Below are 22,202 nucleotides of genomic sequence, written 5' to 3'. Positions count from 1 at the left end.
GCCCGGACCGCGGAGCCCTCGAGGAGGGCGGCGATCTCGTGGAAGCCGGCGGTGAAGTCGTCCTGGGGGAGGTGTGCCGACGACGCCGCGTCGGCGGTGGCGCCGAGATTGGGCTCTGGGCCGGTGAGTACGTCGGCGTAGGGGTTGCCGGGGGCGGCCGCCGGGGCCTGGTGACTGCCGGGCAACGGTACGGCCTGGGCGGCCGGGGCGGTGCCGGGAAGCGGGTACGCGGGGCCGACGGCAGGGGCGGTACCCGGCACCGGATGGGTCGGGGCCTGGGCGGCCGGGCCGCTGTTCGGGAGCGGGTAAGTGGCCCCGTCAGCCGGGCCCGTACCGGCCATGGCCGCCGGGGTGGTGCCGGGTATCAGGTGCGCCGGCTGGGCGGTCGAGCCGATACCGGGCAGCGGGTACGCGGAGCCGGCGGCCGGGCCGCTACCGGGTACCGGATGCGGGGCACCGGCCACCGGGCCGAAGGTGCCGTCGGGCGTCGGCGCGGGCCCGGCGGAAGCCGGGAGGGGCGGCCCGAAACCGGCCGGGGCGACGGCGGAGCCGAACGCGCCCGCCGGCTGGACGTGCGGGTCACCGGACGCCGCCGGGCCGTTGGTTGCCGCGGCGGGGCCGACCGAGGCCTGAGCCGAGCTCGGGGCCGACGTCGCGGCGGCCTGCGCCGCATCCGGGGACGAGGCCTGGTTCGCGGCACGGTCGGCGGCCGAGCCCGGGACCGGGGTCGCGGTGGCCGCGTTCGAACCGGGGGCCAGGCCCTGGGCGGCCGAGGGCCCACTGGCTGCCGAGGCCGTGTCCCGGGTCGCGGTGGCCGGGTTCGCACCGGGGGCCGATCCCTGGGCCGAGGCCCCACCGGCCGCCGCGGCCGAGGCCGACGCCACGCCCAAACCCGAGGCGGGGATCGAATCCGAGGCGGGAGTCGATGTCGAGTCCGCGGCCAGGCCCCGGTCCGGGGTCTGGACCCGGTCCGGGGTCTGGACCCGGTCCGGGGTCTGGACCCGGTCCGGGGTCTGGACCCGGTCCGGGGTGTGGGCGGACCCCGAGGCCCCGTCCTCGGCGGAGGCCGGGTCCGGGGCGGAAGCCCGGTTCTGGACGTGGGTCGGACCCGCGGCCCGGTCCTGGGCCGGGGCCCGGTCCGGGTCCGAGCCCGCAGCCCGGCCTCCGGCCAAGGCCGGGTCCGGGGCGGAAGCCCAGTCCTGGGCGCGGGTCGGGCCGGCAGGCCGGTCCTGGGCCGAGGCTGAGTCCGGGGACGCGGCCCGGCCTCCGGCCGGGCCCGGCGGAGCCCACGGCATCGTGAAATGGCGGGTCAGCAGGTCCGTGATTGCCGCCGGTTGTTCCACCGGTGTCAAATGCCGCGCCGCCGGTACGACGGCGAGCCTCGCGTCGGGGATGCCCGCTACCAGGACGCGGGCCTCGGCCGGGGGTGTGAGTTCGTCCTCCGCGCCCACTACGACCAGCGTGGGCACGGCGATCCGGCCCAGTTCGTCCCGTACGTCGAACGCGGCCAGCGCCTCGCACGCGGCCGCGTAGGAGCGGACGTCCGTCGTACGGACCATCTGCACGGCCCAGTCGACGATCGCCGGCTGCGCGGCGGCGAACGCCGGGGTGAACCAGCGCTCCGGCGCCTTCCGTGCCGCCGGCTCGAGACCGTTCGTACGGAACTCCTCGGCGCCGCCGAACCCGGCCCCGGCGAACCGCGCCGCCGAGCCGACCACGGCCAGCGCGGCGAGCCGGTGCGGGTGGCGCAGCGCGAGGTCGGCGCCCATGGCACCGGAGACGCAGCAGCCCACGTACCCGAAGCGGTCGACGCCCAGCGCGTCGAGTGTCGCCAGCAGGCGGTCGGTCAGCTCGCCGACCGTCGCGACGGGCTCGGCGGGGGCGCCACCGTGCCCCGGCAGATCGAAGCGCACCACACGCCAGTGGCGGGTGAGTTCCGGTACCTGCCGGTCCCACATGTGCCATGTGGTCCCGAGGGCCGGGCCCAGGATCAGGACCGGGGCGTCTTCTGGCCCGTCAGAGCGGTATTGCAGGGTGTTCGCCGGTGTCTCACTCACCCGCCAGACCCTCTCATCTGTCACGACAGCCCCTATGAGCGGGGTCATGGCTGCAGCTGTCTGACCAGGTGGAAGACCTCCCGGGCCGCATAGCGCTTGAGGCAACGGACGATTTCGCGACGGGTCTTGCCCTCCTTGATCCGGCGCTCGTCATAGTCCTGAGTGCGCGGGTCGACCCGCAGACGGGTGAACACGATGCGATATGGAGCGCGGCATTTGCCTGACGGTCGCCGCCACGGTTGAGGCGACGGAACTGCCGGCGTCCCGAGGAGCGCTCGACAGGACTGACCCCGCACAGTTGGAGTAATGCGGCTCGGGTCAGCCCGCCGGCCAGCGCAGGGCCTGGCGGACATCGGCCGGCATGCTGCTCGGCCCGGGGCGGGTGCGATGAATGCCCAGCCTCGCAGCGCACGCCGCAGCAGCCTCCTCGGGATGCCGGCTGCGGGCGCGCCCACGCCTCTTCCTCATAGCGTCCACCCCCTCCTGATCAGGTGAACGCACCAAGCCTGTTCACCGATGGCGCGCCGAGGCACTGCTCACCCGCCTCGGCAGAGGCCCGGCCATTTCTCTCTCCCCCCCCCCGCGAGGAGGATTATCGGTAGGATTGGTGGCATGAGCGAGCCTACCGGCAAGTATTCGATCACCATGCCTCGCGACATCGCGGAGGCAGCCCGCACCCGCAGCGGCCCGTCCGGCCTGTCCGCGTACGTGACTGCCGCCGTCGCCCGCCAGATCGAGCGCGACAATCTCAACGAACTCATCACCGTCGCTGAGGCCGACCACGGCCCCATCACCGACGACGAGGTCCAGGCACTGCGTGACCAGCTCCACCAGGCCCGGCAGGAACAGGCCCACGGCGGGACGGACGCCGCGTGAACCGCTCGCCCGCCGCCCCCGGCGGCACCCTCGTCCTCGACAGCGAGGGACTGGCAAAGGCTGTCCTGCGCGACCGCACGGTCACCGCATGGCTCGCCCTTGCCCGCGCCGACGATCTCCGTGTCATCACCTCCGCGGCCACCCTCGTCGAGGTGGTCCACCCCCGCATCAACCGGCCGGCCCTGGAGTGGACCTTGTCCCGCCTCATCGTCGAACCGATCACCGAACCGATCGCTCGCCATGCTGCCGCGCTCCTGGCCGACGCCGGACTGCACGGGCACAAGTACGCCATCGACGCCATGCTCAGCGCCACCGCTCTCGTCGCTCCCGGCCCTGTCACGGTCCTCACCTCCGACCCCGAGGACCTCACCACCCTGTGCGGCACACGCGTCACCATCATCAAGGTCTGAGCCGGATCGCCCTGACGCGTGCCCGGTTACACGAACAGCGCGCGCTCGCCATTCCTGTCACACGCGCTGTCACACACGTATCACCAACAGCATCGACACTCCTGGGCCACAAGGCCCTAACCTGCGCGTACGCCGCTGACCTGGACTCCCTGGACCGCGCAAGACGCCTTCGCCTACCTGTGCCATGTGGTCCCGAGGGCCGGGCCCAGGATCAGGACCGGGGCGTCTTCTGGCCCGTCAGAGCGGTATTGCAGGGTGTTCGCCAGCTCACTCACCCGCCAGACCCTCTCATGCATCATCACAGCCGCCCCTTTGACGGGGGGCATGGCCGTGCGGGCCCGACCAGGTGGTGGACAACCTGTGGGGCGGCGTCGGCCTGCCGGTTGCCGCCGCCACGGACGCGGCGAATCGCTACTCGGGTCCGGCGCTCTCCAGCTCATCCGCCCACGCGGCCAACTTCGCCGATATCACCCGAACATGGGCGGCCAGCGTCGACGGGCCGTCCACGGGAGCCACCGGCAGGACGTCCTCCTTGCGTACAGCCTCGTCCACTTCGCGCTCGACACGCTCGAGGATCACGTCTCGTTCAAGGTTGAGCAGCGCTTGGAATGTGATGTGGAGGGAGTGCTGTTCCGTGGTGCCGGCATAGTGGACCCAGCCTCGAGGCAGGTACAGGAGGTCCCCCGGCTGCACAGTGAACCGTTGGGCCAGGGTTTCGTCCGGCTGCCAGCCGACCGGCGGGTGGCCGCCTTGAATCGGCAGCCCGTCGGTGAGGGGCGGATGCAGGTTCCAGTGTTTGCTTCCTTCCAGCTGGAGGAGAAAACCGGGCTCACCGTCGTAATGAGGAGCCAGGCCGTGGGTGTCGGCCGGTGTATGGAATGCGTGTGCCTCTATGTCGCACCCCATGGCGTCCGACAGCCGTTGAGCGAGCCCCGCCACGTGCCGGGAGTACAGCTGGAGACAGGCGAGGATGATCGTCGCGCCTTGCTCGCGGTAGGGGGTCAGCATCTCCGGATCGACGAGGTCGTCGTGCTCGACTCCGCCCACGTCCTGGGGTTCACGGCAGAGCAGTTCCGCGGCCACAGGCCGGCGTCGGTGGATGACGGTGACGAAACCTGAGCGCAGCGCGCCGAAGGCCAGGAGTTCCTCGAAGGCCGCGGCGTCGAAGAGCTCCTTGAATCTCCCCGGGGCGGCATTGTGAACGTGCACAGGGCCGCGTTCCCAGTAGCGTGCGTAAAAGGCGTCGGACAGCTCCAGTGACGGCGGGTTCCCCCGGTACCTCACGTGCGTACTCCCTTCGCATTCTTCGGCACGTAGTCGTTCTTCTGCACGTAGCCGTTCTTCTGCACGTAGCCGTCGAATTCCTCGCGGCGGATCATGGCGACGGCCAGCAGGGCCACGAGCGGGTCATCGGCAGGCAGACCGAGCTCGGCGGCCACAGCCGTGCCGCAGCGAGCCAGGTTCTCCCTGGGTGCTCCGTTGCGGCGAACGCCGTCCCATTCGGCGGACGTGAATCGACTGCGGAAGGTCACCCAGTAGTGAATGCCGCGCTCCACCGCCTCCATCCAGTTCAGGGACCATGAGCCGGTGTGCTCGGCTCGTTCCGCGCCGAGCATGACTTCTGCGAGGCTCCGGGCGTGGGCGGTCATGCCCAGAGCCGCGAAGATCCGTTCGCATTCCGTTCCCAGCACGATCAGCTGAGGCTCGAGAGCGGATTCGGCTCCCTTGTAGTCCACGATGATCATTCGCTCATCCTGTTCAGCCGTTCGATCTTCCTGGTCGGCCGGCACCGGCACGACGAGCCCGTAGAGCGGCGGTGATGCGGGCAGCGGCCACCCGGTGGCCGTCGATGTTGCGTGCCGCCGGGCCCAGCGCCAAGGACGCCAGTGCTCCCATCACATACAGTCGGGCGGTTCCGGCGAGCTCCATGGTCTCTTCATGGACAAGAGGCAGTCCGCGGTACTCGAGTGATCTTCGAGTGAAAATCGCCCGGCCTTCCGGGCGGAAGAAAGCGGCGTTCACATCGGCTTCATCCGACCCGGCCACCTCGAGGACCTCGGCGCGCCGTGCCCTCGCCGTCACCTCATGGGAGGCCGCGACGTGGGAGCAGTAGGACTCGAAGATGTCGATGGGGGCGACGCCGCGTTGTCCCGACTGCGCCATGCGGACTTCGTGTTGTTCCACTTCCGTCAGCTGGGGCCAGTGCAGCCGGGCGAAATCCAGCATTTCGCAGTCCCGGTGCCCTTCGGCACCGGGGTGGTGCTCATAAGGGCTGCGCAGCACCCGCTGGCCGAGGTTGTCGACCCGGGTGAAGAAGCGTCCGGTGAGGCGTGACTCGCGTTCCAGGAGGAGGAAGTCGCGCATGCCGTGGTGCCACAGTTGCGCGACGAGGGTGAGGGCGGGAAGAAAGTGCTGGGCACAAGGGTCTCCTGGGCTGCGAGAACGTGTGCGGTCAGGCGGTCACGATGCGGGTGTCGTGTCGGCGGCGATCGGGCGGCGTGCGGTCCGGGCCGTCAGCAGGGGTACAGCACATGCCAGGCCGATGACCCCGAGGGCGACGGCGGCCGTACGGCCACCTGCCCACGCCACGACAGCACCGCCGCTCAGGACGCCCGCGGCGCGCACAGCTGCGTTGACGAGCCCCGCGGCAGCCGTGAGACGCCCGAGGGCCTTGGCGGGGGTGAACACCTGGCGCACGGAGCCGGCTGTGATGAAGGCGAAGGCGGAACACGCGTCCATGCACAGTGCAGCCAGGAAAAGGCTGACGAATCCCTGGGCCATGGCCAGCCACAGAAAGGTCGCGGCCAGCCCGCACAGTGCCGTGCCGAGCAGCAGCCCCCAAGGGAGGTGCTCGACGAATCGGGTGACCAGCAAGGTCACGACGAGGCCACCCACCCCCGCCGCGGAGAGAACCAGACCGGTACGGAAAGGCCCGAGGTGCAGTGTCTGCACGGACACCGACACGACCACCAGGACGAAGAGGGCGGCGGCCAGGTGCATGTAGAGACAGGCCAGTTGCAGGATCCGTTGCAGCGGATCGGAGATGAGCAGACGGAAGCCGGCGAGCACATTCCCGCGCCTCCGCGCGGTCCGGCGGTCGCCGCTCACCTCGTCATCGTCGGAACGTGGGGCCCTTGCGGTGGGCAGCCGAGCCAGCAATGCCGCGGAAACGGCGAAGGAACCGGCGTTCACCGCCAGTGCGACGGGATGCGGAAACCGGGAGACGAGAACACCGGCGAGCGCCGGGCCGGTGAGCGTGGCCGCCGCGTCCCCGGCCTCCAGAACGGTATTGGCCCGCATGATGCGCGTCGACGGGACGAGCGCCGGCAGATAGGTGTGCGAGGCCACGGAGAAGAGGACGTCACCGCATCCCATGAGGAAGGTGATGCCGACCAGCAGGGCGACGGAGGGTTCGGGCGCGAGGAGTGCCAGGGCGAGCCCGAGCCCCAGGACCGCCCGCCACACATCAGCGGTGATCAGGAGCCCGCGGCGTTCCCGGGTATCGGCGAGGTGGCCCACCGGAAGGGAGAAGAGCAGTGCGGGGAGAATGTTGGAGGCGGTGACCAGCCCGGCCACCAGAGGGTCGTTCGTGACCAGCAGCAGGATGATCGGCAGTGCGCTCTCCGCGGCACGGTCGCCGAGCATGGAGACCGTGCGGGCGGCAACGAGGCGGTGGAGATGAGCGGTCTTCATTCACGTCCTCGGTCAGTCCCTCAGGGGGTGCCTGCTCGCACCCCCCGAAGGACATCAGCCTTCATCCCTTGATCGACGTCACGGGAATGTACAGCTCGATCGCGGGGCGCCGCGGCATCCCGTTCTCCACCGCCAGCCGGATCTGCTCCTCCAGCTGTTGTTTGACGGGACGGGGCTGGGTGGGTTGCTCCGGGTGCTGGGGACTCGTGCCGGGCACGTCGGTGGGCGGGGGAACGAACCGGTTGTGGTTGATGGTCGTCCGTCGCCGAGCGGCCTCGGTCGTGAACATCCTCAATACCGCTTCACCCGGCCTGACTTCACCGTCGTAGAAGGTGATGCGGTCCTGGTCCGGCGTCATGAAGGCCTTGGCGAACTGACGGGAGACGATCACGGCGTCGCTGTCGGCGGAGAAGCGGGTGTGTTCGTCACAGGTCATCGGCAGTGGCCGCCATGGCGGGGGTCACGATCTCGCCCGTCACCACGTCGGATCGCATCTGAGAGATCGCGCACGTACCGACGGACACCACCGCTCACCGCGCCACGTCACGTCACGTCACGTACGTCGCGTCAGGGCGTGGTCGTCGAGATCACGTAGACCTGGGGGAAGTCGGGGTTGTCCAGGTTCGCCGTGATCTCCAGGCTGGGCTTGGGCCGGTCCTGCTCGTGGACCGTGCCCGCCCAGCGGTGGCCGTCACCGAACGTCCAGCCCACCCGGGACGCCTCGTCCTCGTCGATGGTGACCTCGCCGTCCTTGAGCTCGGCGTCGGGGCCCGCGTAGTCGTGCAGCCACTTGTCGAACCGCTCGCGCGTGGTGGTGAACTGCAGGTACAGCGAGCTCGCCTTCCACGCGTTGACCTCGAAGTGGGCCACGTTCTCGGCGTACGGCGGCACCGACACCTCGTACAGGCGCCGCTGGAGCCGGGTGGGCCAGCCCTCCTCGAGGCCGGTGGCGGCCGCCTGCTCCTTCTTGCTCTCGCCGCCGCCGCGGCTCTGCATCGCGGAGATGTAGAGGTATCCGGCGGGGATGGCGATCAGCAGGAAGATGATGACCGGCTTGAGCCAGCGGTGGCGGCGGGCGCCGCCACCGGTCGCGGTGGTGTCACCCTTGTTCTCGGGCGGCTCAGGGGCCGCCGCGCGTCCCGGCTGTTCCATCGTGATCACCCGCGGCCGGCCCGCGCGTACCTTTCGTAGCGCTCGACGCGGCGCCGGTTGGCGCGGCGGAAGCGGCGGGCGACGAGCCGGGCCAGGTCGGCGGCGCCGACCATGCCGGCCTCGGGGCCCAGCTGCGCCTTGACGATACGGGCCTCCGGGCGGTAGCCGCGGCCGGTGAGGTGGCGGCGGAAGGCGTCCCGGGCCGGGCCGATCAGCAGGTCGTCGGCGGCCGAGACCCCGCCGCCGATGACGAAGCACGACGGGTCGAGGGCGGCGGCCAGGTTGGCGATGCCGACACCGAGCCACTGGCCGATGTCCTGGAGGAGCTCGACGCACATGGCGTCGCCGGAGCGGGCCAGCTCGGTGATCAGCGGGCCGGTGATCTCCGGGATGTTGCCGCCGACCCGGTCGATGATCCCGTACGCGACGGGCGACTCGGCCGCGGCCAGCTCACGGGCCTCGCGGACCAGGGCGTTGCCCGAGCTGTACTGCTCCCAGCAGCCCCGGTTGCCGCACGGGCAGCGGTGGCCGCCCGGCACGACCTGCATGTGACCGAACTCGCCCGCGACGCCGAACCGGCCGCGCTTGACCTGGCCGTCCTCGAGGATCGCGCCGCCGATGCCGGTGCCGAGGGTGATCATGACGAGATGGTCCTCGCCGCGGCCGGCCCCGAAGCGCCATTCCGCCCAGGCGGCGGTGTTGGCGTCGTTGTCCACCATGACGGGGACGGCGAGGCGGCCGGCGAGGCGGTCGCGCAGGGGCTCGTTGCGCCAGGACAGGTGAGGGGCGAAGAGGACGCGGTTGCGGTCGGCGTCGACCCAGCCGGCGGCGCCGATGCCGACGGCGTGGACGTCGTGGCGGTCGGAGAGGTCGAGGACGAGCTCGACGATGGTGTCCTCGACGACCTTGGGGCTCTTGGACTTGTCCGGGGTCTCGGTGCGCAGCTTCTCGAGGATGTTGCCGTCGGCGTCCACGACGCCGGCCATCACCTTGGTGCCGCCGATGTCGATGCCGACGGTGGGGACACGGGGGGCGGTGAGGTGCGAGCGGCGCTCGCGCGTGCCGACCGTGCGGAGCACAGTGGCTCTGGCGGTGCCTCGGTGTACCCGCTCGCGGTACATGCTCATCGCGGTTGTTGCCCCTGCGGTGGTGGATGGATACGGACGTGCCGATTCTGCCTTACCGGCGCGGTGCGCCGCGAAACGGTGCCGTGGGGGCGGGGGGCGGGGGGCGGGCAGTCCCCTCGGTACCTGTCCGTTGCCGGGTGACGGGTGGGTGGGTGGGAGAAACCCCGCGCCGGAGGCGCGGGGCCCCCACGGCGGGTCAGCCGGAAACGTCCTGGTCCCCGGCCGAGTCGACCGGCTTGCCGCCGATCACGTCGGGTACCGGTGCCCTCTCCAGCTCATGGCTGAGCTGGTCCAGCTCCGAGCCGCCCGCCATCTGGCGGGTCAGCTCGTCCAGCGCGATCTCCGACTTCGCGTGGCTGCCCGCCATCGCACCCCGCTTGAGGAGGACGAAGCGGTCCCCGACGAGGTACGCGTGGTGCGGGTTGTGGGTGATCAGGACCACGCCCAGGCCGGCGTCGCGGGCCGCGGCCACGTACTTGAGGACGACGCCGGACTGCTTGACGCCCAGCGCGGCGGTCGGCTCGTCCAGGACCAGGACCTTCGCCCCGAAGTACACGGCGCGGGCGATCGCCACGCACTGGCGCTCACCGCCCGAGAGGGTGCCGATCGGCTGGTCGACGTCGCGCAGGTCGATACCCATGCGCAGCAGCTCGGCGCGGGTCGTCTCGCGCATCTTCTCCACGTCGAGGCGCTTGAAGGGCCCGCGGCCCTTCGTCGGCTCCGAGCCCAGGAAGAAGTTGCGCCACACCGGCATCAGGGGGACCACCGCGAGGTCCTGGTAGACCGTGGCGATGCCCCGGTCCAGGGCCTCGCGGGGCGAGGTGAGGCTGGTTTCCTCGTCCTCGATCTCGAAGGTTCCCGCGTCGTGCTGGTGCAGGCCCGCGATGATCTTGATCAGGGTCGACTTGCCCGCGCCGTTGTCGCCCAGGACGCAGGTGATCTCGCCCGCGTGGACCTCCAGGGAGACGCCCTCGAGCGCGCGGATGTTTCCGTAGAACTTGCTCACGTCCGTGAGCTTGACCAGGGCGGTCATTTGGTCGCCTCCGCGCGCTTACGGACCCACGCGTTCAGCAGGGTCGCCAGGAGCAGCATCGCGCCGAGGAAGAACTTGAACCAGTCCGGGTTCCACTGCGCGTACACGATGCCCTTGCTGGTCATGCCGAAGATGAACGCGCCGACCGCGGAGCCGATGGCCGAGCCGTAGCCGCCGGTCATCAGGCAGCCGCCGATCACGGCCGCGATGATGTAGAGGAATTCGTTGCCGACGCCCTCGCCGGACTGCACGACGTCGTACGACATCAGCAGGTGCTGGCCCGAGATCCAGGCGCAGAACGCCACGGCCATGTACAGGCCGATCCTGGTCTTGTTCACCGGGACGCCCACCGCTCGGGCCGCGTCCGCGCCGCCGCCGACGGCGAAGATCCAGTTGCCCACGCGGGTGCGGAGGAGGATCCAGGTGGCGAGGGCCACCAGGCCCAGCCACCAGAGGATGGTGACCTGCAGGTCGACGCCGCCGATCGTCAGGTGGGAGGCGAAGAGCGCGCGGGCGGACTGGAAGCCCTCCATGTCGCCGATGGTCTTGGTGGAGACCGTGCCGCTGATCAGCTTGGTGAAGCCCAGGTTCAGGCCGGTGAGCATCAGGAAGGTGCCGAGCGTGATGATGAAGCTCGGCAGCTTGGTGCGGGTGAGCATGAAGCCGTTGAAGAAGCCCACGGCGAGGGTCGCCAGCAGGGAGACGCCCACGCCCACCCAGACGTTCGCCGTCATCTGGTAGCTGAACATCGACGAGATCAGCGCCGAGGTCGTGACCATCACGCCCGTCGACAGGTCGAACTCGCCGCCGATCATCAGCAGCGCCACGGGGACGGCCATGATGCCGATCGTCGAGGACGCGTAGAGGACGGTCGACAGGCTGGAGGCCTGGAGGAAGCTGTCCGCGACGAAGGAGAAGAAGACGAAGACGGCCGCGGCGCCCACCACCGCGCCCAGTTCGGGGCGGCCCAGCATGCGGCGCAGGTAGCTCCGGTTCAGCAGCCGTTCGTCGGCGGTTGCGGCCGTGGTCATCGGGTGCCCCGCTTCGTGTACTCGGCCAGCGTCTTCGCGTCGTCCTTGGTGACGATCTGCGGGCCAGTGAGGACCGGGCGGCCGCCGCCGAGCATGTCGCGGTTGTAGCGGTAGAGCCACAGGAGGTCGACCGCCTCGTAGCCCTGGAGGTAGGGGTCCTGGTCGACGGCGAAGGCCAGGGTGCCGTCCTGGAGGTCCTTGGCGACCTGGGCGTTGAGGTCGAAGGTGGCGACCTCGGCCTTGCTGCCGGACTGCCGGGAGGCCTTGACGGCGGTGGCCGCGAAGGGGGCGCCGAGGGTCACCACGGAGTCGATGTCCTTGTCGGACTGCAGCTTGGCCTCGATGGAGGACTGCACGTTGGGCATGTTGGTGCCCTCGACGTACAGGTTCTGCAGATCGCCCTTGAAGGTCTTCTTCACGCCGTCGCAGCGCTGCTCGTGGCCGACGTTGCCCTGCTCGTGCAGGACGCAGACGGCCTTCTTGCGGCCGCGGTCGTTGAGCTGCTCGCCGACGGCCTCGCCGGCGACGACCTCGTCCTGGCCGATGTGGGTGAGCGCGCCGAACTCCTTGGACTTGTCGGAGCCCGAGTTCACCGTGACCACCGGGATGCCGGCCTTCCGCGCCTTGGCGACGACGTCCTTCATGGCGTCGGGCTTGGCGAGGGTGACGATCAGGCCGTCGACCTTCTGGTCGATCATGGCCTGCACGCTCTGGGCCTGCTTGTTGCCCTCGGCGTCGTGTGCGTAGACGAAGTTGATGTTGTCCTTGACGGCCGCCTGCTTGGCGCCCTTCTGGACGATGTCCCAGAAGTTGTCGCCATCGCCCGAGTGGGTGACCATCGCGAAGGTCCACCGGGGGGTGTCGACCGCGGAGCGGCCCTGGGCGGCCTTGGCGGCCCGCTCCTCGGCCCGCTTGCCGCCCGTGCTGCTGCACCCAGCCAGTGTGGCGCCGAGCACCGCTGCCAGCACGGCGCTCACCGCACGTACGCCTGTCCGAACCCTTGCCACGAGGACTTGCCCTTCTCACTGTCTGTCACGGTGCGGCCGGACCCCTGTCCCGCGGGACCGACCGCCCAAGTATCCGTCACCATCCGTCACCGCTGTCGGCCGGGGCGTCGGCGGCGGCGTGGGGCTTCTTCCCGTGCGTGGAGTTGTAGTGGCGGACGACACACCGCGTCAAGACTTTGTCAGAACATTCTGATGAGCTGACAGCCCGTCCGGGTCAGGACCTGGCCAGCAGCTGGAAGTCGAACGCGTAGCGCGAGGCCCGGTAGAGGTGGGAGCCGAACTCCACCGCCCGGCCGGTGTCGTCGAAAGTCGTCCGCTCCATGGTCAGCAGCGGGGCGCCCTCCGGCTCGGCCAGCAGCTCCCCCTCCTCGGCGGTGGCGGCGCGGGCGCCGATCGTCTGGCGGGCGCTGTGCAGGGTGATGCCGGCCTGCCGCATGAGGCGGTAGAGGCCGGTGCCGCCGAGAGTGTCGGCGTCGAGCTCCAGCAGGCCCACCGGGAGGTGGTTGCACAGGCGGGCCACCGGCTCGCCGTGCGCCAGGCGCAGGCGCTCGACGCGGACGACGTCGGCACCCTCGGCCACTCCCAGGGCCGCGGCCACCTGGGCGCCGGCCGGCTCGACGGCATGGCGCAGGACGCGGGTGGCGGGCTTCTGGCCGGCCGACTCCAGGTCGTCGTAGAGGCTGCTCAGCTCCAGCGGCCGCCGGACCTGGCTGTGCACGACCTGGGTGCCCACGCCCCGGCGGCGCACCAGCAGGCCCTTGTCGACCAGGGTCTGGATGGCCTGGCGGACGGTGGGCCGGGACAGGCCGAGGCGGCCGGCGAGCTCGATCTCGTTGCCGAGGAGGCTGCCGGGGGCGAGCTCACCCCGTTCGATGGCGCCCTCGAGCTGCTGGGACAGCTGGAAGTAGAGCGGGACCGGGCTGCCTCGGTCGAGGGTGAACTGGAGGGGTTGCTGCTTCGCCACGAAGGGAGCGTAGCCGCAGGACCTGATGACGGGAAGTCCGTAGGTCCGGTTGTCCGGACATGCCTCCCGCCCAGGGGTGCCGGGCGGGAGGCGGCCCGGTCAGAAGCGGACGGGCAGGCGGTAGGGGCCCCGCATCAGCAGGCCCTCGCGCCAGGTCAGCGCGTCCGGGTGGGTGTCCAGGGCCAGGTCCGGGCAGCGCTCGAGCAGCGAGCGGACGGCGATCCGGCCCTCGAGCCGGGCCAGCGGCGCGCCCAGGCAGTAGTGGATGCCGTGGCCGAAGGCGACGTGGCCGCGGGCGTCGCGGCGGATGTCGAAGCGGTGGGAGTCGTCGAAGCGGGCCGGGTCGCGGTCGGCGTCGGCCAGCGCGACGAGCACCAGCTCCCCGCCGCCGGGCACGAGGGTGCCGCCGATCTCCATGGGCTCGGTGGTGAAGCGGTACGTGGAGGTCTCCACCGGGCCGTCGTAGCGCAGCATCTCCTCGACGGCGTTGTCCAGCAGCCCGGGGTCGGCGCGCAGGGCCGCCAGTTGGTCGGGGTGGTTGAGCAGGGCGAGGACGCCGTTGCTGATGAGGTTGACGGTCGTCTCATGGCCGGCGACCAGCAGCAGCCAGGCCATGCCGATGAGCTCGTCGGGCGAGAGCCGGTCGCCGTCCTCGTCGGTGGTGCGTATCAGGTCGCTCATCAGGTCGTCGCCGGGGCTCTGCCGCTTGGCGGCGACCAGGTCGGCGAGGTAGACGGCGACCTCCTGGGCCGCCTTGGACTTCTCCGCCGGCGGGGCGGAGCCGATGGTGGTGCTCGACCAGTGGCGGAAGGCCTCGCGGTCCAGGCCGGGCACGCCCAGCAGCTCGCAGATCACGCTCATCGGGAGGGGGAAGGACAGCGCCTCGACCAGGTCGGCGCGGCGGTCCGGCGACCGCAGCATGGCGTCCAGCAGGTCGTCGGTGGTCCGCTGCACCAGCGGCACCATCGCCTCGACGCGCTTGGGGGTGAACTGCTTGGCGACGAGCTTGCGCAGCCGGGTGTGCTGCGCGTGGTCGCTGACCAGCATGTGCGGGCCTGCGGCCACGGCGGGCAGGCCGAGGGTGTCGGAGGCGTTGTCCCAGTGCTTCGACAGCCGGGCGTCGTTGAGGGTGGCGCGCACCTCGTCGTAGCCGACGACCAGCCAGCAGTCGGCGCCCTCCGGCATGCGCACATGGTGCACCGGGCCCCGCTCGCGCAGCTTCGCGTACACCGCGTACGGGTCGCGGCTGAATTGCTGCCCCATCGCCGCGAGATCGACCGTCGCTCCGGTACCGCCTGTGGTCGGTAAGGATTCCACCGCTATCGCCCCCTGGTCTTCGGACAGTTGCTCGGATCACCCTCACCATACGGGGGCGTACGGTCTTTGGGTATCGGTCCTGAGGACGAGAAGAACGGGCGTCCTGGGACAGTGGAGTTGCCACGCGTCGGTCCTGTCGCGCGTCAGTCCTGGGGCCGGTCCGCGTCCGCCAGGCGGCTGAGGAGTTCACCGGCGCGCTTGGCGACCGAGTCGCGGTCGCCGTCGGAGAGCTCGGGGCCCAGGGCGCAGGCGACGGCCCCCGCGGCGATCCAGTCGGGGGCGCTGTCGACGGAGATGCCGCCGCCGGGCACCAGTGCCGCCTGCGGCAGGTCGGCGCGGACCTCGGCGACCCAGTCGGGGCGGCGGCCGGTGGCGGGGAAGAGCTTGAGCGCGTCGGCGCCCAGTTCCAGGGCGCGCACGATCTCGGTCGGGGTGGCGACGCCGGGGAAGACCGGGACGCCGTGGCGGTGTGCGGTGCGGATGACGGAGGCGTCCAGCGCGGGCGAGGCCAGGAAGCGGGCCCCGGCCTCGATGGCCATCCGGGCGGAGGGACCGTCGAGGACGGCGCCCGCGCCGATGACGGCCTCCTCGCCGACCTCCCGGGCCAGGGTGGTGACGGCCTCCAGGGCGAAGGGAGTGGTGAGGGATATCTCCAGGCTCGTTATCCCCGCGGAGAGCAGGGTGCCGGCCGTGACCGCGGCCTGGTCGTAGGTGTCGCCGCGGACCACGGCCACGACGCGTTGGGCGAGGACGGTGCGGGTGGTCTCCCAGCGGTACACGGCAGTTCGCCGCCCTTCTCGCGGGGTGCGTTGGTCTCGTGCCTCCCCGGACGCCCCGCCGGCGAAACGTCGGCGGGGCGGCACGGGCGGGCGGCGCGAGCGGGATGCGGGACCGGCGGCCCGCTACCAGTGCCGCCCGGCCGGGATGTCGCCGAGGTGGGGCGTGGACAGGTGCAGCACCTCGTAGCGTTCGGCGTCCGGGTCCTCGGCCGCCGGGACGGCGTCGGCCCACAGCGTGAAGCGCAGCAGCTGCCAGTGCCGGGGGTCGAAGGCCAGGGCGGCGGTGTGCACCTGGCTCGAGCGGGCCGACTCGCGCAGTTCACCGAGCGCCTCGGCCACCAGGGCGGCCGGGTCGGCGCCGGCCGGCACAGGTGTCAGCCGCCGGGATGCCGCGCGGGGCGCGGCGCCGCGGGCGGGGCCCGGCTCGCACGCGATGCCGGTCCAGTGCTGGACGACGGGACGTCCGAAGTCGCCGATGATGCCCTGGAATCCGCCACCGCCGACCAGGAAGTGGCTCATCGCGCCGATGCCGTCCCACAGATAGAACGGGGCGTACTGGTTGACCGGCGAGCCGTCGACGCCGCGTTCGCGGATGACGTAGGCCTTGAGGCCCAGCCCGGCACGGTCGTCGAGGGCGTGGCCGCGGGTCGCCACCCGGTGCCGGATGACGTTCATGTCGTAGTCGGCGGGCAGGGTGATCTCGTACTGCATGGCGTACACGGTTCGTCGCTCCTCGGGCCCTATGCGCGGTCGGTGGCGTGGGCGGCGAGCAGGTCCAGGACTCCCCCGACCGCCTGGTGGAACGGCTCGCTCGAGCCCTCGGCGCGGGCCAGGACGTAGCCGCCCTGCAGGACGGCGACGACGGCGGACGCGGTGCGGGCCGGGTCGAGCGCGGTGCCGAACTCGCCGCGTTCGACGCCCTCGGCCAGGACGGCGGCGATGCGCCCGCGCAGCCGGTCGAAGGTCTCGTCGACGGGCCGGCGCAGCTCGGGGTCGGCCATGACGTCCGGGTCCTGGGTGAGGCGGCCGATGGGGCAGCCCTTGAGGACGTCCCGTTCGCGCAGCAGGTACGCCGAGATCCGCTCGAGGGCCGTGCCGGGTCCGGCGAACCGCTCCTCGGCCGCGTCCAGCAGTTCCTGGGCGGTGCGGCGGATGGCGGCGAGGGCGAGGCCGGGCTTGCCGGTGAAGTGGTGGTACATGCTGCCCTGCCCGGCACCCGCGCGCTGCTGGATGGCCTTGGGGCTGGTGCCGACGTAGCCGCGTTCCCACAGCAGTTCGCGCGTGCTCTCGATGAGGCGTTCGGGAGTACTCATGATCGTCAGTGTACATACCGGTAGGTACAAACGATCTTCTGCGGACGGGCGACGGACATGCGGCGGCCGGGCCCGCTGTCGGTCGTGACAGCGGGCCCGGCCGGGCGCGCGGGCGGTTGTGGCGGTCGTCAGCAGGAGAAGTCGACGCGGTCGAACGTGCGGTAGTGGTCCGCGGTGTAGTAGTCCTCGCGGGTCTTCTGCCCGGCGACGATGCGGCGGGCGCCGCGGTCCGGGGAGCCCGGGGTCTTGACCGTGTACTCGTGGTAGTAGCCGCGCGCCTGCTTCGGCAGGACGTTCTCGCGGTTGGAGAAGACGGTGCCGTCCTTGGGGTACGGGAAGGGACCACCGCTCTCGATCAGGCGGATCGTGTCGTGCGCCTGCGAGGGCAGGTCGGAGTGGCAGATGTCGCCGACGATCTTCTCGGCCGGCACCGACACGGAGGCGGCGTGCGGCGCGGCGGCCTGCGGAGCGGCGACGGCGGGGGCGCCGAGGAGCAGCGTCGAGGCGAGGGCGACGAGCGCGGCGAAGCGCGCGGAGCGGTGGGGGGTTGTCATGGACACAAGCATGACGCGCGTAGCACCTGTCATGTCAATGCCAATCCCTTGATGTTTCCCTGACGTTCATCACACTCGGGACTTTGCCTGACAGGCAAAAATTTTGCCCCTGAGGCACGGCCGCGGCTATACCGGGAACATGAGTCCACCGCATGACCCGCGGCTCGCCCCCGTGGCGGGCGAGGGAGACGAGACGCCCGTCGTGGCCCCCCAGTTGCGTGCCCTGCGCCGACGCAGCGGGCTGACGCTGGAGGCCGCCGCGGCCCGGGTCGGGCTGTCGCCCGCCCATCTGTCCCGGCTCGAGACCGGCCGCCGCACCCCGTCGCTGCCGATGCTGCTGGCGCTGGCACGGATGTACGGAACGACCGTATCCGACCTGCTGGGCGAGGTGCCCGAGGGCCGCGATCCGATCGTACGGGCGGACCGTATGGAGGCGCAGGAGGCCGGCGGCTGGACGTACTGGCGGGCCGGCGGCTCCGGGCGGGCCATGCAGGCACTGCGGCTGCACGTGCCGCACGGCAGGGGCAGCCAGCAGGAGCTGGTGCGGGTGCACCCGGGCGAGGAATGGCTCTACGTCACCGGCGGGCGGCTGCGGCTGACGCTGGGCGGGGCCGTCCACCTGCTCGACGCCGGGGACGCCGCCCACTTCGACTCCCTGACCCCGCACCGCATCGCGGCGGCGTCGCCCGAGGGAGTGGACCTGCTGTTCATGCACACGCTGATGCAGAGCGGCGCCGCCGGGCTGTGCCTGGGCGGCGCGCCGACCGGAAGGGCCATGCCATGAGCGACAACGCGACGGGCGACGGGACGCGGGACTTCGTGGAGGAGGACCGGGCCCCGATGGGCATGACGGTCCGGGTCTTCATCTACCTCGTCGCCGTCCACTTCATCGTCGCCTTCTTCTTCCTCCTCTTCTACCTGGGCGGGGCGCGGGAGTAGTGCCGGGCGGGGCGCGGGAGCGGCCGCCGCCCGCGTCCACCCGCCGATACGCTGGGTCCATGGCCCGTACAGCCCGGGAAGTCCTCGACGACGCGGTCCGCGCGCTCCTGCCCGGCGCGGGCGCCAACCCCCTCGTCCCGCGCATCGCGGCGGGCGACGCGCCCGTCGCCGCGATCGCGGCGATCGCGCTCGAGCAGCACCACGTCATCCCCAGCGACCGCCACGCCTTCCTCCACCTGGCCGAACGGGCGGCCACGCACCGGCAGCCCCTCGTCGCCGACTTCTTCGACCACCTCGCGCAGGGCGAGAGCACCGCCCTGGAACGGCTCGGCCCGCTCGCGGCGGCCTGCGGACTGGACGAGGAAGCGGTGCGCGCCCATGAGCCCCGGTCCGGATGCCAGGCGTATCCGGCCTGTGTGGCCCAACTGGCGCTGGGCGCCGAGCCGGTGGACGTCGTCGTCGCACTGACCGCCAACTTCGCGGCGTGGGGCGAGTACTGCGCCACCGTCGCCCTGGCGCTGCGCGAGCGTTACGGGTTCGACGACGAGGCGTGCGGCTTCTTCGACCTGTTCGCCGCCCCGGACCCCGAGGGCGCGCAGCGGGCCCTGGCCGCCGTGGGGAGCGGGCTGGCGAGCGGCCGGCTCTCGGAGCACCTGGCCCGACGGTACGGACGGCTGCTCCAGGACTACGAGGCGATGTTCTGGGGGACCCTCGCCGACGTAGGCTGACGGCATGGTGATCTATCGACCGGCGCTCCCGGGTGAACTGGCGGCCGTCGACGAACTCGACAACTCCTTCACCACCGGCACCGTCCTCCAAGTGACCGCCTCGGACGACGGCTTCACCCTGCGGACCGTGCCCGTGGATCCACCCCTGCGCAAGGTGTTCCCCGACGACGAGGACGAGGACGGCGACGGCGCCGAGGTGCTCGTCGCCCTCGACGACGGAGAGCTGTGCGGCGCGATCACCTCGGTGTACGAGGAGTGGAACCGCCGTCTGGTGATAGCCGACGTCCGGGTGGCGCCCACCCGGCGCGGGCAGGGCATCGGGGGCGGCCTGATGGACCGGGCCCTCGCGCGCGGCCGGGAACGGGGAGCGCGTACCGCCTGGTTGGAGGTCAGCAGCGTGAACGCGCCCGCGGTACGGGCCTACCGCCGGATGGGGTTCGCCCTGTGCGGCCTGGACACCACGCTCTACACCGGCACCGCCTCGGAGGGCGAGACGGCCCTGTTCATGAGCCGCCCGCTGGGTGGAGGCCCCGCTACGGCCGGCCCGATCTGAGGGCCAGTTCGCGCGTGCCGCGCTCGGTGAGCGAGCCGTGCACGCGGAGCCGGGCGATGCCCCCGTCGGGGTGGACGTCGAGGCGTACGTGCGTGGCGGCGGGGGCGCCGGTGAGCGGGAAGCGGTGCAGGGTGTCGGGCTGCAGCCGGGTGGGCGGCAGGAGTTGGGTCCAGCCGGTGGTGTGGTCGGCCGGGTCGGCGCCGGTGGTGGCGTCGAGGACGGAGACGGTGGCCCAGCCCGCCGCGTTGCCCTTGTAGCAGGCGGTGTCGATCTCGACGGCCCGCGGGACGGCGTGCCCGGTCAGGCGGTAGCGCACCCAGTCGTGGCCGCGGTCACGGCGCCGGCGGTTCTCCCAGCCCTCACCCATCGTGCGGGGGCGGCCGGGACGGATGGTGTTGAGGGGGGAGGAGTAGAAGCGGTCGGAGGCGTCCTCGACGTGGCCGCCGTTCTCCAGCGCGGCGAGGTCGAAGGTGCCGAGCACCGCGAGCCAGGCGGCGTCGGGCACGGCCTCGCCGTGGACGCGCAGCCGGGCGATGCCGCCGTCGGGGTGCTGGTTGAGCCGCAGGTGGGTGAAGCTCTGCCCGGCGTCGACGCGGAAGCCGTTGGCGGCGTGGCCGCCGACCGGGGTGCGCGGTACGAGCACGGTCCACTGCACGTCGCCGGCGAGCAGGTCGGCGGGGGACGGCGTGCCGGGCAGATGGGTGGCCTCGAGGCTGACGGCCCGCGGGTGGTTGCCCCGGAAGTGGGCGGTGTCGACGATCACGCCCCGCACGACGCCGGGCACGCCGAGCCGGATCAGCGCCCAGTCGTGGTCCTCGTCCGAGGGGTGCGGGAGCGCGGCGTGGTCGCCGCGCCGGCGGCGGGTCTCCCAGCCGTCCATGATCTTGCCCTTGTGACCGAAGAGTTCGGGGTCGAAGCGGGCGGGGCCGGGCTGGAGGAGGTTCTCGCGCTCGGCGAAGAACTCGTCGCAGGCCGCGATGACGGCGCCGCCCAGGCGGCGGTCCGCGAGGTCGGGCAGGGCGGCGAAGGGGAGGTCGGCGGTGCGGTAGTCGGCGTAGGGGTCGCCGCCGGTGTAGGGGTTCGCGGCACCGGTGAACGAGGTGATGGCGGTGGAGGAGGTGGTGCCCGTCGTGGACGAGGAGGACGGAGTGGTGCCTGATATGCCGCTCGTGCTCATGCGCGCTCCAGGAGTCGGCCGGTGGGCCCGGTCAGGGGGATGCCGTGGTCGCTGATCCTGCGGCCGCGCAGCCAGGTGGACCGTACGACGCCGTGCAGGGTGCGCCCGGCGTAGGCGGTGACGGGGTTGCGGTGGTGGAGTGCGGCCGCGTCGACCGTGAAGGTCTCGTCGGGGGCCAGGACGACGAAGTCCGCGTCCCGCCCCGGCTCGATGGCGCCCTTGCGGGCCAGGCCGGCGAGGGCGGCGGGCGCGGTGGCCATCCAGCGGGCCACGTCGTGCAGGGTGTGGCCGCGCCGCCGGGCCTCGGTCCAGACGGCGGGCAGGCCCAGTTGGAGGGAGGAGATGCCGCCCCAGGCCGCGGCGAAGTCGGGGACCTTGAGGTCGGTGGTGCAGGGCGAGTGGTCGGAGACGACGCAGTCGATGGTCCCGTCGGCCAGCGCCGCCCACAGGGCGTCCCGGTTGGCGGCCTCGCGGATGGGCGGGCAGCACTTGAACTCGGTGGCCCCGTCGGGCACTTCCTCGGCGGTGAGGGTGAGGAAATGCGGGCAGGTTTCCACCGTGACGGGCACGCCCGCGGCGCGGGCGGCGGCCAGGGCGGGCAGCGCGCCGGAGGAGGACAGGTGCAGGACGTGGACACGGGTGCCCAGCCGTGCCGCGACGTCCACGAGCGCGGCGACGGCCGCGTTCTCGGCGGCGCGCGGACGCGAGGCGAGGAAGTCCGCGTAGCGCTCGCCGCCGGGCGGGGGCTCGGCCAGGTGGTGCGGGTCCTCGGCGTGGACGATCAGCAGCCCGCCGAAGCCGGCGATCTCCGCCGCCACCGCCTCCAGGTCGGCCCGGCCGAGGTGGGGGAACTCCTCGACGCCGGACGGCGAGAGGAAGGACTTGAAGCCGAACGCCCCGGCGTCGTGCAGCGGCCGCAGCTCGGCGAGATTGCCGGGCAGCGCCCCGCCCCAGAAGCCGACGTCGATGTGCGCCCGGAGGCGCGCCACGTCCCGCTTGGTGCGCAGGTGCGCCACGGTGGTGGTGGGCGGGACGCTGTTGAGCGGCATGTCGACGAGCGTGGTGACGCCGCCGGCCGCGGCGGCCAGGGTGGCGCTGGCGAAGCCCTCCCACTCGGCGCGGCCGGGGTCGTTCACATGGACGTGGGTGTCGACGAGGCCGGGCAGCAGGACGTCGTCCCCGAGGTCCTCGAGCACGGCCCCTGGCGGGGGCGCGGCCGCGTGCGGCAGGAGTGCGGTGATCCGGCCGCCGGTGACGGCGACGGAGGCGGCGCGGATGCCGTCCGGTGTCACGACCCGCGTCGAGCGCAGTACCAGCTCCACTCTTCGGCCTCTCCCGTGCAGGAACCCGACCGCTTCAACATTCTGTTGAAGTATGGGTGTGATCGCAGTGTTCTGCCGGGGCCGTCGCCCGTCAATGCTTTTCACCCGACGGAATATAGATTTCACGCAACAGAAACGTGCATGTGGCGTCGGCCGAGGCCGGTAGGCTG

24 protein-coding genes and 3 pseudogenes are annotated in these 22,202 nt (G+C 71.8%); 6 read left to right on the top strand and 21 right to left on the bottom strand.

What is annotated here, in order from left to right; translation table 11 throughout:
• Positions 1 to 1,055 precede the first annotated feature (1,055 nt).
• Positions 1,056 to 2,057 (bottom strand): annotated as a pseudogene (locus ACIG36_RS10185) (alpha/beta fold hydrolase); the annotation flags it as partial.
• 44 nt (positions 2,058 to 2,101) lie between these two features.
• Positions 2,102 to 2,355, bottom strand: a pseudogene (locus ACIG36_RS10180) (transposase); the annotation flags it as partial.
• A 314-nt stretch (positions 2,356 to 2,669) separates the two neighbouring features.
• On the opposite strand from ACIG36_RS10180, the gene ACIG36_RS10175 reads away from it, so the two are divergent.
• Together ACIG36_RS10175 and ACIG36_RS10170 are read left to right on the top strand one after the other, a co-directional pair.
• Entirely contained in the window at positions 2,670 to 2,933 is a 264-nt protein-coding gene (locus ACIG36_RS10175) for a CopG family transcriptional regulator (protein ID WP_399925023.1), read from the top strand.
• On the top strand, positions 2,930 to 3,343 hold the full coding sequence (locus ACIG36_RS10170; protein ID WP_399925021.1) for a PIN domain-containing protein: 414 nt from the start codon (positions 2,930 to 2,932) through the stop codon (positions 3,341 to 3,343). The genes ACIG36_RS10175 and ACIG36_RS10170 overlap by 4 nt, the downstream gene beginning before the upstream one ends.
• A 179-nt stretch (positions 3,344 to 3,522) precedes the next feature.
• On the opposite strand, the pseudogene ACIG36_RS10165 reads toward ACIG36_RS10170, so the two are convergent.
• From ACIG36_RS10165 to ACIG36_RS10085, 17 genes and pseudogenes are all read right to left on the bottom strand, one after another.
• Positions 3,523 to 3,639 (bottom strand): annotated as a pseudogene (locus ACIG36_RS10165) (3-oxoadipate enol-lactone hydrolase); the annotation flags it as partial.
• A gap of 115 nt (positions 3,640 to 3,754) precedes the next feature.
• On the bottom strand, positions 3,755 to 4,552 hold the full coding sequence (locus tag ACIG36_RS10160) for a JmjC domain-containing protein (protein ID WP_399925019.1): 798 nt from the start codon (positions 4,550 to 4,552) through the stop codon (positions 3,755 to 3,757).
• Between the two features lie 71 nt (positions 4,553 to 4,623).
• Positions 4,624 to 5,088 carry a DUF6187 family protein gene (locus tag ACIG36_RS10155; RefSeq protein WP_399925017.1) on the bottom strand — a complete coding sequence of 155 codons (465 nt, stop codon included), beginning with the start codon at positions 5,086 to 5,088 and terminating at the stop codon, positions 4,624 to 4,626.
• 13 nt (positions 5,089 to 5,101) lie between these two features.
• Positions 5,102 to 5,707, bottom strand: coding sequence for a hypothetical protein (locus ACIG36_RS10150; protein WP_399925015.1), 606 nt, complete (start codon positions 5,705 to 5,707; stop codon positions 5,102 to 5,104).
• Positions 5,708 to 5,803: 96 nt separating this feature from the next.
• Positions 5,804 to 7,036, bottom strand: a complete 1,233-nt coding sequence (locus ACIG36_RS10145; protein WP_399925012.1) for an MFS transporter — start codon at positions 7,034 to 7,036, stop codon at positions 5,804 to 5,806.
• Positions 7,037 to 7,097: 61 nt separating this feature from the next.
• Positions 7,098 to 7,478 carry a DUF6423 family protein gene (locus tag ACIG36_RS10140; RefSeq protein WP_399925400.1) on the bottom strand — a complete coding sequence of 127 codons (381 nt, stop codon included), beginning with the start codon at positions 7,476 to 7,478 and terminating at the stop codon, positions 7,098 to 7,100.
• A 125-nt stretch (positions 7,479 to 7,603) separates the two neighbouring features.
• On the bottom strand, positions 7,604 to 8,188 hold the full coding sequence (locus tag ACIG36_RS10135; protein ID WP_399925009.1) for a hypothetical protein: 585 nt from the start codon (positions 8,186 to 8,188) through the stop codon (positions 7,604 to 7,606).
• 5 nt (positions 8,189 to 8,193) lie between these two features.
• Positions 8,194 to 9,315 carry an ROK family glucokinase gene (locus ACIG36_RS10130; protein ID WP_399925006.1) on the bottom strand — a complete coding sequence of 374 codons (1,122 nt, stop codon included), beginning with the start codon at positions 9,313 to 9,315 and terminating at the stop codon, positions 8,194 to 8,196.
• 196 nt (positions 9,316 to 9,511) lie between these two features.
• The gene (locus ACIG36_RS10125; RefSeq protein ID WP_399925003.1) at positions 9,512 to 10,348 is read right to left on the bottom strand and encodes an ATP-binding cassette domain-containing protein; all 837 of its coding nucleotides are present in this window, start codon (positions 10,346 to 10,348) and stop codon (positions 9,512 to 9,514) included.
• Entirely contained in the window at positions 10,345 to 11,379 is a 1,035-nt protein-coding gene (locus ACIG36_RS10120; RefSeq protein ID WP_399925000.1) for an ABC transporter permease, read from the bottom strand. The genes ACIG36_RS10125 and ACIG36_RS10120 overlap by 4 nt, the downstream gene beginning before the upstream one ends.
• Positions 11,376 to 12,356, bottom strand: a complete 981-nt coding sequence (locus ACIG36_RS10115; RefSeq protein ID WP_399924997.1) for a sugar ABC transporter substrate-binding protein — start codon at positions 12,354 to 12,356, stop codon at positions 11,376 to 11,378. Before ACIG36_RS10115 ends, ACIG36_RS10120 begins: the two co-directional genes overlap by 4 nt.
• Before the next feature lie 244 nt (positions 12,357 to 12,600).
• The gene (locus ACIG36_RS10110) at positions 12,601 to 13,350 is read right to left on the bottom strand and encodes a GntR family transcriptional regulator (protein WP_399924994.1); all 750 of its coding nucleotides are present in this window, start codon (positions 13,348 to 13,350) and stop codon (positions 12,601 to 12,603) included.
• 99 nt (positions 13,351 to 13,449) lie between these two features.
• Positions 13,450 to 14,613 carry a cytochrome P450 gene (locus ACIG36_RS10105; protein WP_399924991.1) on the bottom strand — a complete coding sequence of 388 codons (1,164 nt, stop codon included), beginning with the start codon at positions 14,611 to 14,613 and terminating at the stop codon, positions 13,450 to 13,452.
• Between the two features lie 197 nt (positions 14,614 to 14,810).
• A complete protein-coding gene (locus tag ACIG36_RS10100) occupies positions 14,811 to 15,446 on the bottom strand; it encodes a bifunctional 4-hydroxy-2-oxoglutarate aldolase/2-dehydro-3-deoxy-phosphogluconate aldolase (RefSeq protein WP_399924988.1) in 636 nt (211 codons plus the stop codon).
• A gap of 123 nt (positions 15,447 to 15,569) precedes the next feature.
• Positions 15,570 to 16,166, bottom strand: a complete 597-nt coding sequence (locus ACIG36_RS10095; protein WP_399924985.1) for a DUF4865 family protein — start codon at positions 16,164 to 16,166, stop codon at positions 15,570 to 15,572.
• A 20-nt stretch (positions 16,167 to 16,186) separates the two neighbouring features.
• Positions 16,187 to 16,759 carry a TetR/AcrR family transcriptional regulator gene (locus ACIG36_RS10090; protein ID WP_399924982.1) on the bottom strand — a complete coding sequence of 191 codons (573 nt, stop codon included), beginning with the start codon at positions 16,757 to 16,759 and terminating at the stop codon, positions 16,187 to 16,189.
• Between the two features lie 128 nt (positions 16,760 to 16,887).
• Positions 16,888 to 17,313 (bottom strand): ribonuclease domain-containing protein, encoded by a 426-nt coding sequence (locus tag ACIG36_RS10085; protein WP_399924979.1) that lies wholly within the window; start codon positions 17,311 to 17,313, stop codon positions 16,888 to 16,890.
• Positions 17,314 to 17,452: 139 nt separating this feature from the next.
• Here ACIG36_RS10085 and ACIG36_RS10080 point away from each other — a divergent pair, with 139 nt between their 5' ends.
• From ACIG36_RS10080 to ACIG36_RS10065, 4 genes are read left to right on the top strand one after another with little or no spacing between them, the layout of a single operon-like run.
• A complete protein-coding gene (locus ACIG36_RS10080; protein WP_399924976.1) occupies positions 17,453 to 18,097 on the top strand; it encodes a helix-turn-helix domain-containing protein in 645 nt (214 codons plus the stop codon).
• On the top strand, positions 18,094 to 18,252 hold the full coding sequence (locus ACIG36_RS10075; RefSeq protein ID WP_399924973.1) for a DUF6126 family protein: 159 nt from the start codon (positions 18,094 to 18,096) through the stop codon (positions 18,250 to 18,252). The genes ACIG36_RS10080 and ACIG36_RS10075 overlap by 4 nt, the downstream gene beginning before the upstream one ends.
• A 59-nt stretch (positions 18,253 to 18,311) precedes the next feature.
• Entirely contained in the window at positions 18,312 to 18,980 is a 669-nt protein-coding gene (locus tag ACIG36_RS10070) for a transcriptional regulator (RefSeq protein WP_399924970.1), read from the top strand.
• Positions 18,981 to 18,984: 4 nt separating this feature from the next.
• On the top strand, positions 18,985 to 19,533 hold the full coding sequence (locus ACIG36_RS10065; RefSeq protein ID WP_399924967.1) for a GNAT family N-acetyltransferase: 549 nt from the start codon (positions 18,985 to 18,987) through the stop codon (positions 19,531 to 19,533).
• On the opposite strand, the gene alc is transcribed toward ACIG36_RS10065, so the two are convergent.
• Positions 19,514 to 20,710, bottom strand: a complete 1,197-nt coding sequence (gene alc, locus ACIG36_RS10060; RefSeq protein ID WP_399924965.1) for an allantoicase — start codon at positions 20,708 to 20,710, stop codon at positions 19,514 to 19,516. The two genes, ACIG36_RS10065 and alc, sit on opposite strands and share 20 nt — an antisense overlap.
• On the bottom strand, positions 20,707 to 22,032 hold the full coding sequence (gene allB, locus ACIG36_RS10055; RefSeq protein WP_399924963.1) for an allantoinase AllB: 1,326 nt from the start codon (positions 22,030 to 22,032) through the stop codon (positions 20,707 to 20,709). The genes alc and allB overlap by 4 nt, the downstream gene beginning before the upstream one ends.
• Between the last annotated feature and the right edge of the window lie 170 nt (positions 22,033 to 22,202).

It is taken from the genome of Streptomyces sp. NPDC053048 (genome assembly GCF_044547045.1).
Classification (GTDB): Bacteria; Actinomycetota; Actinomycetes; order Streptomycetales; family Streptomycetaceae; genus Streptomyces.
This window is presented reverse-complemented; position numbering and strand designations above follow the sequence as displayed.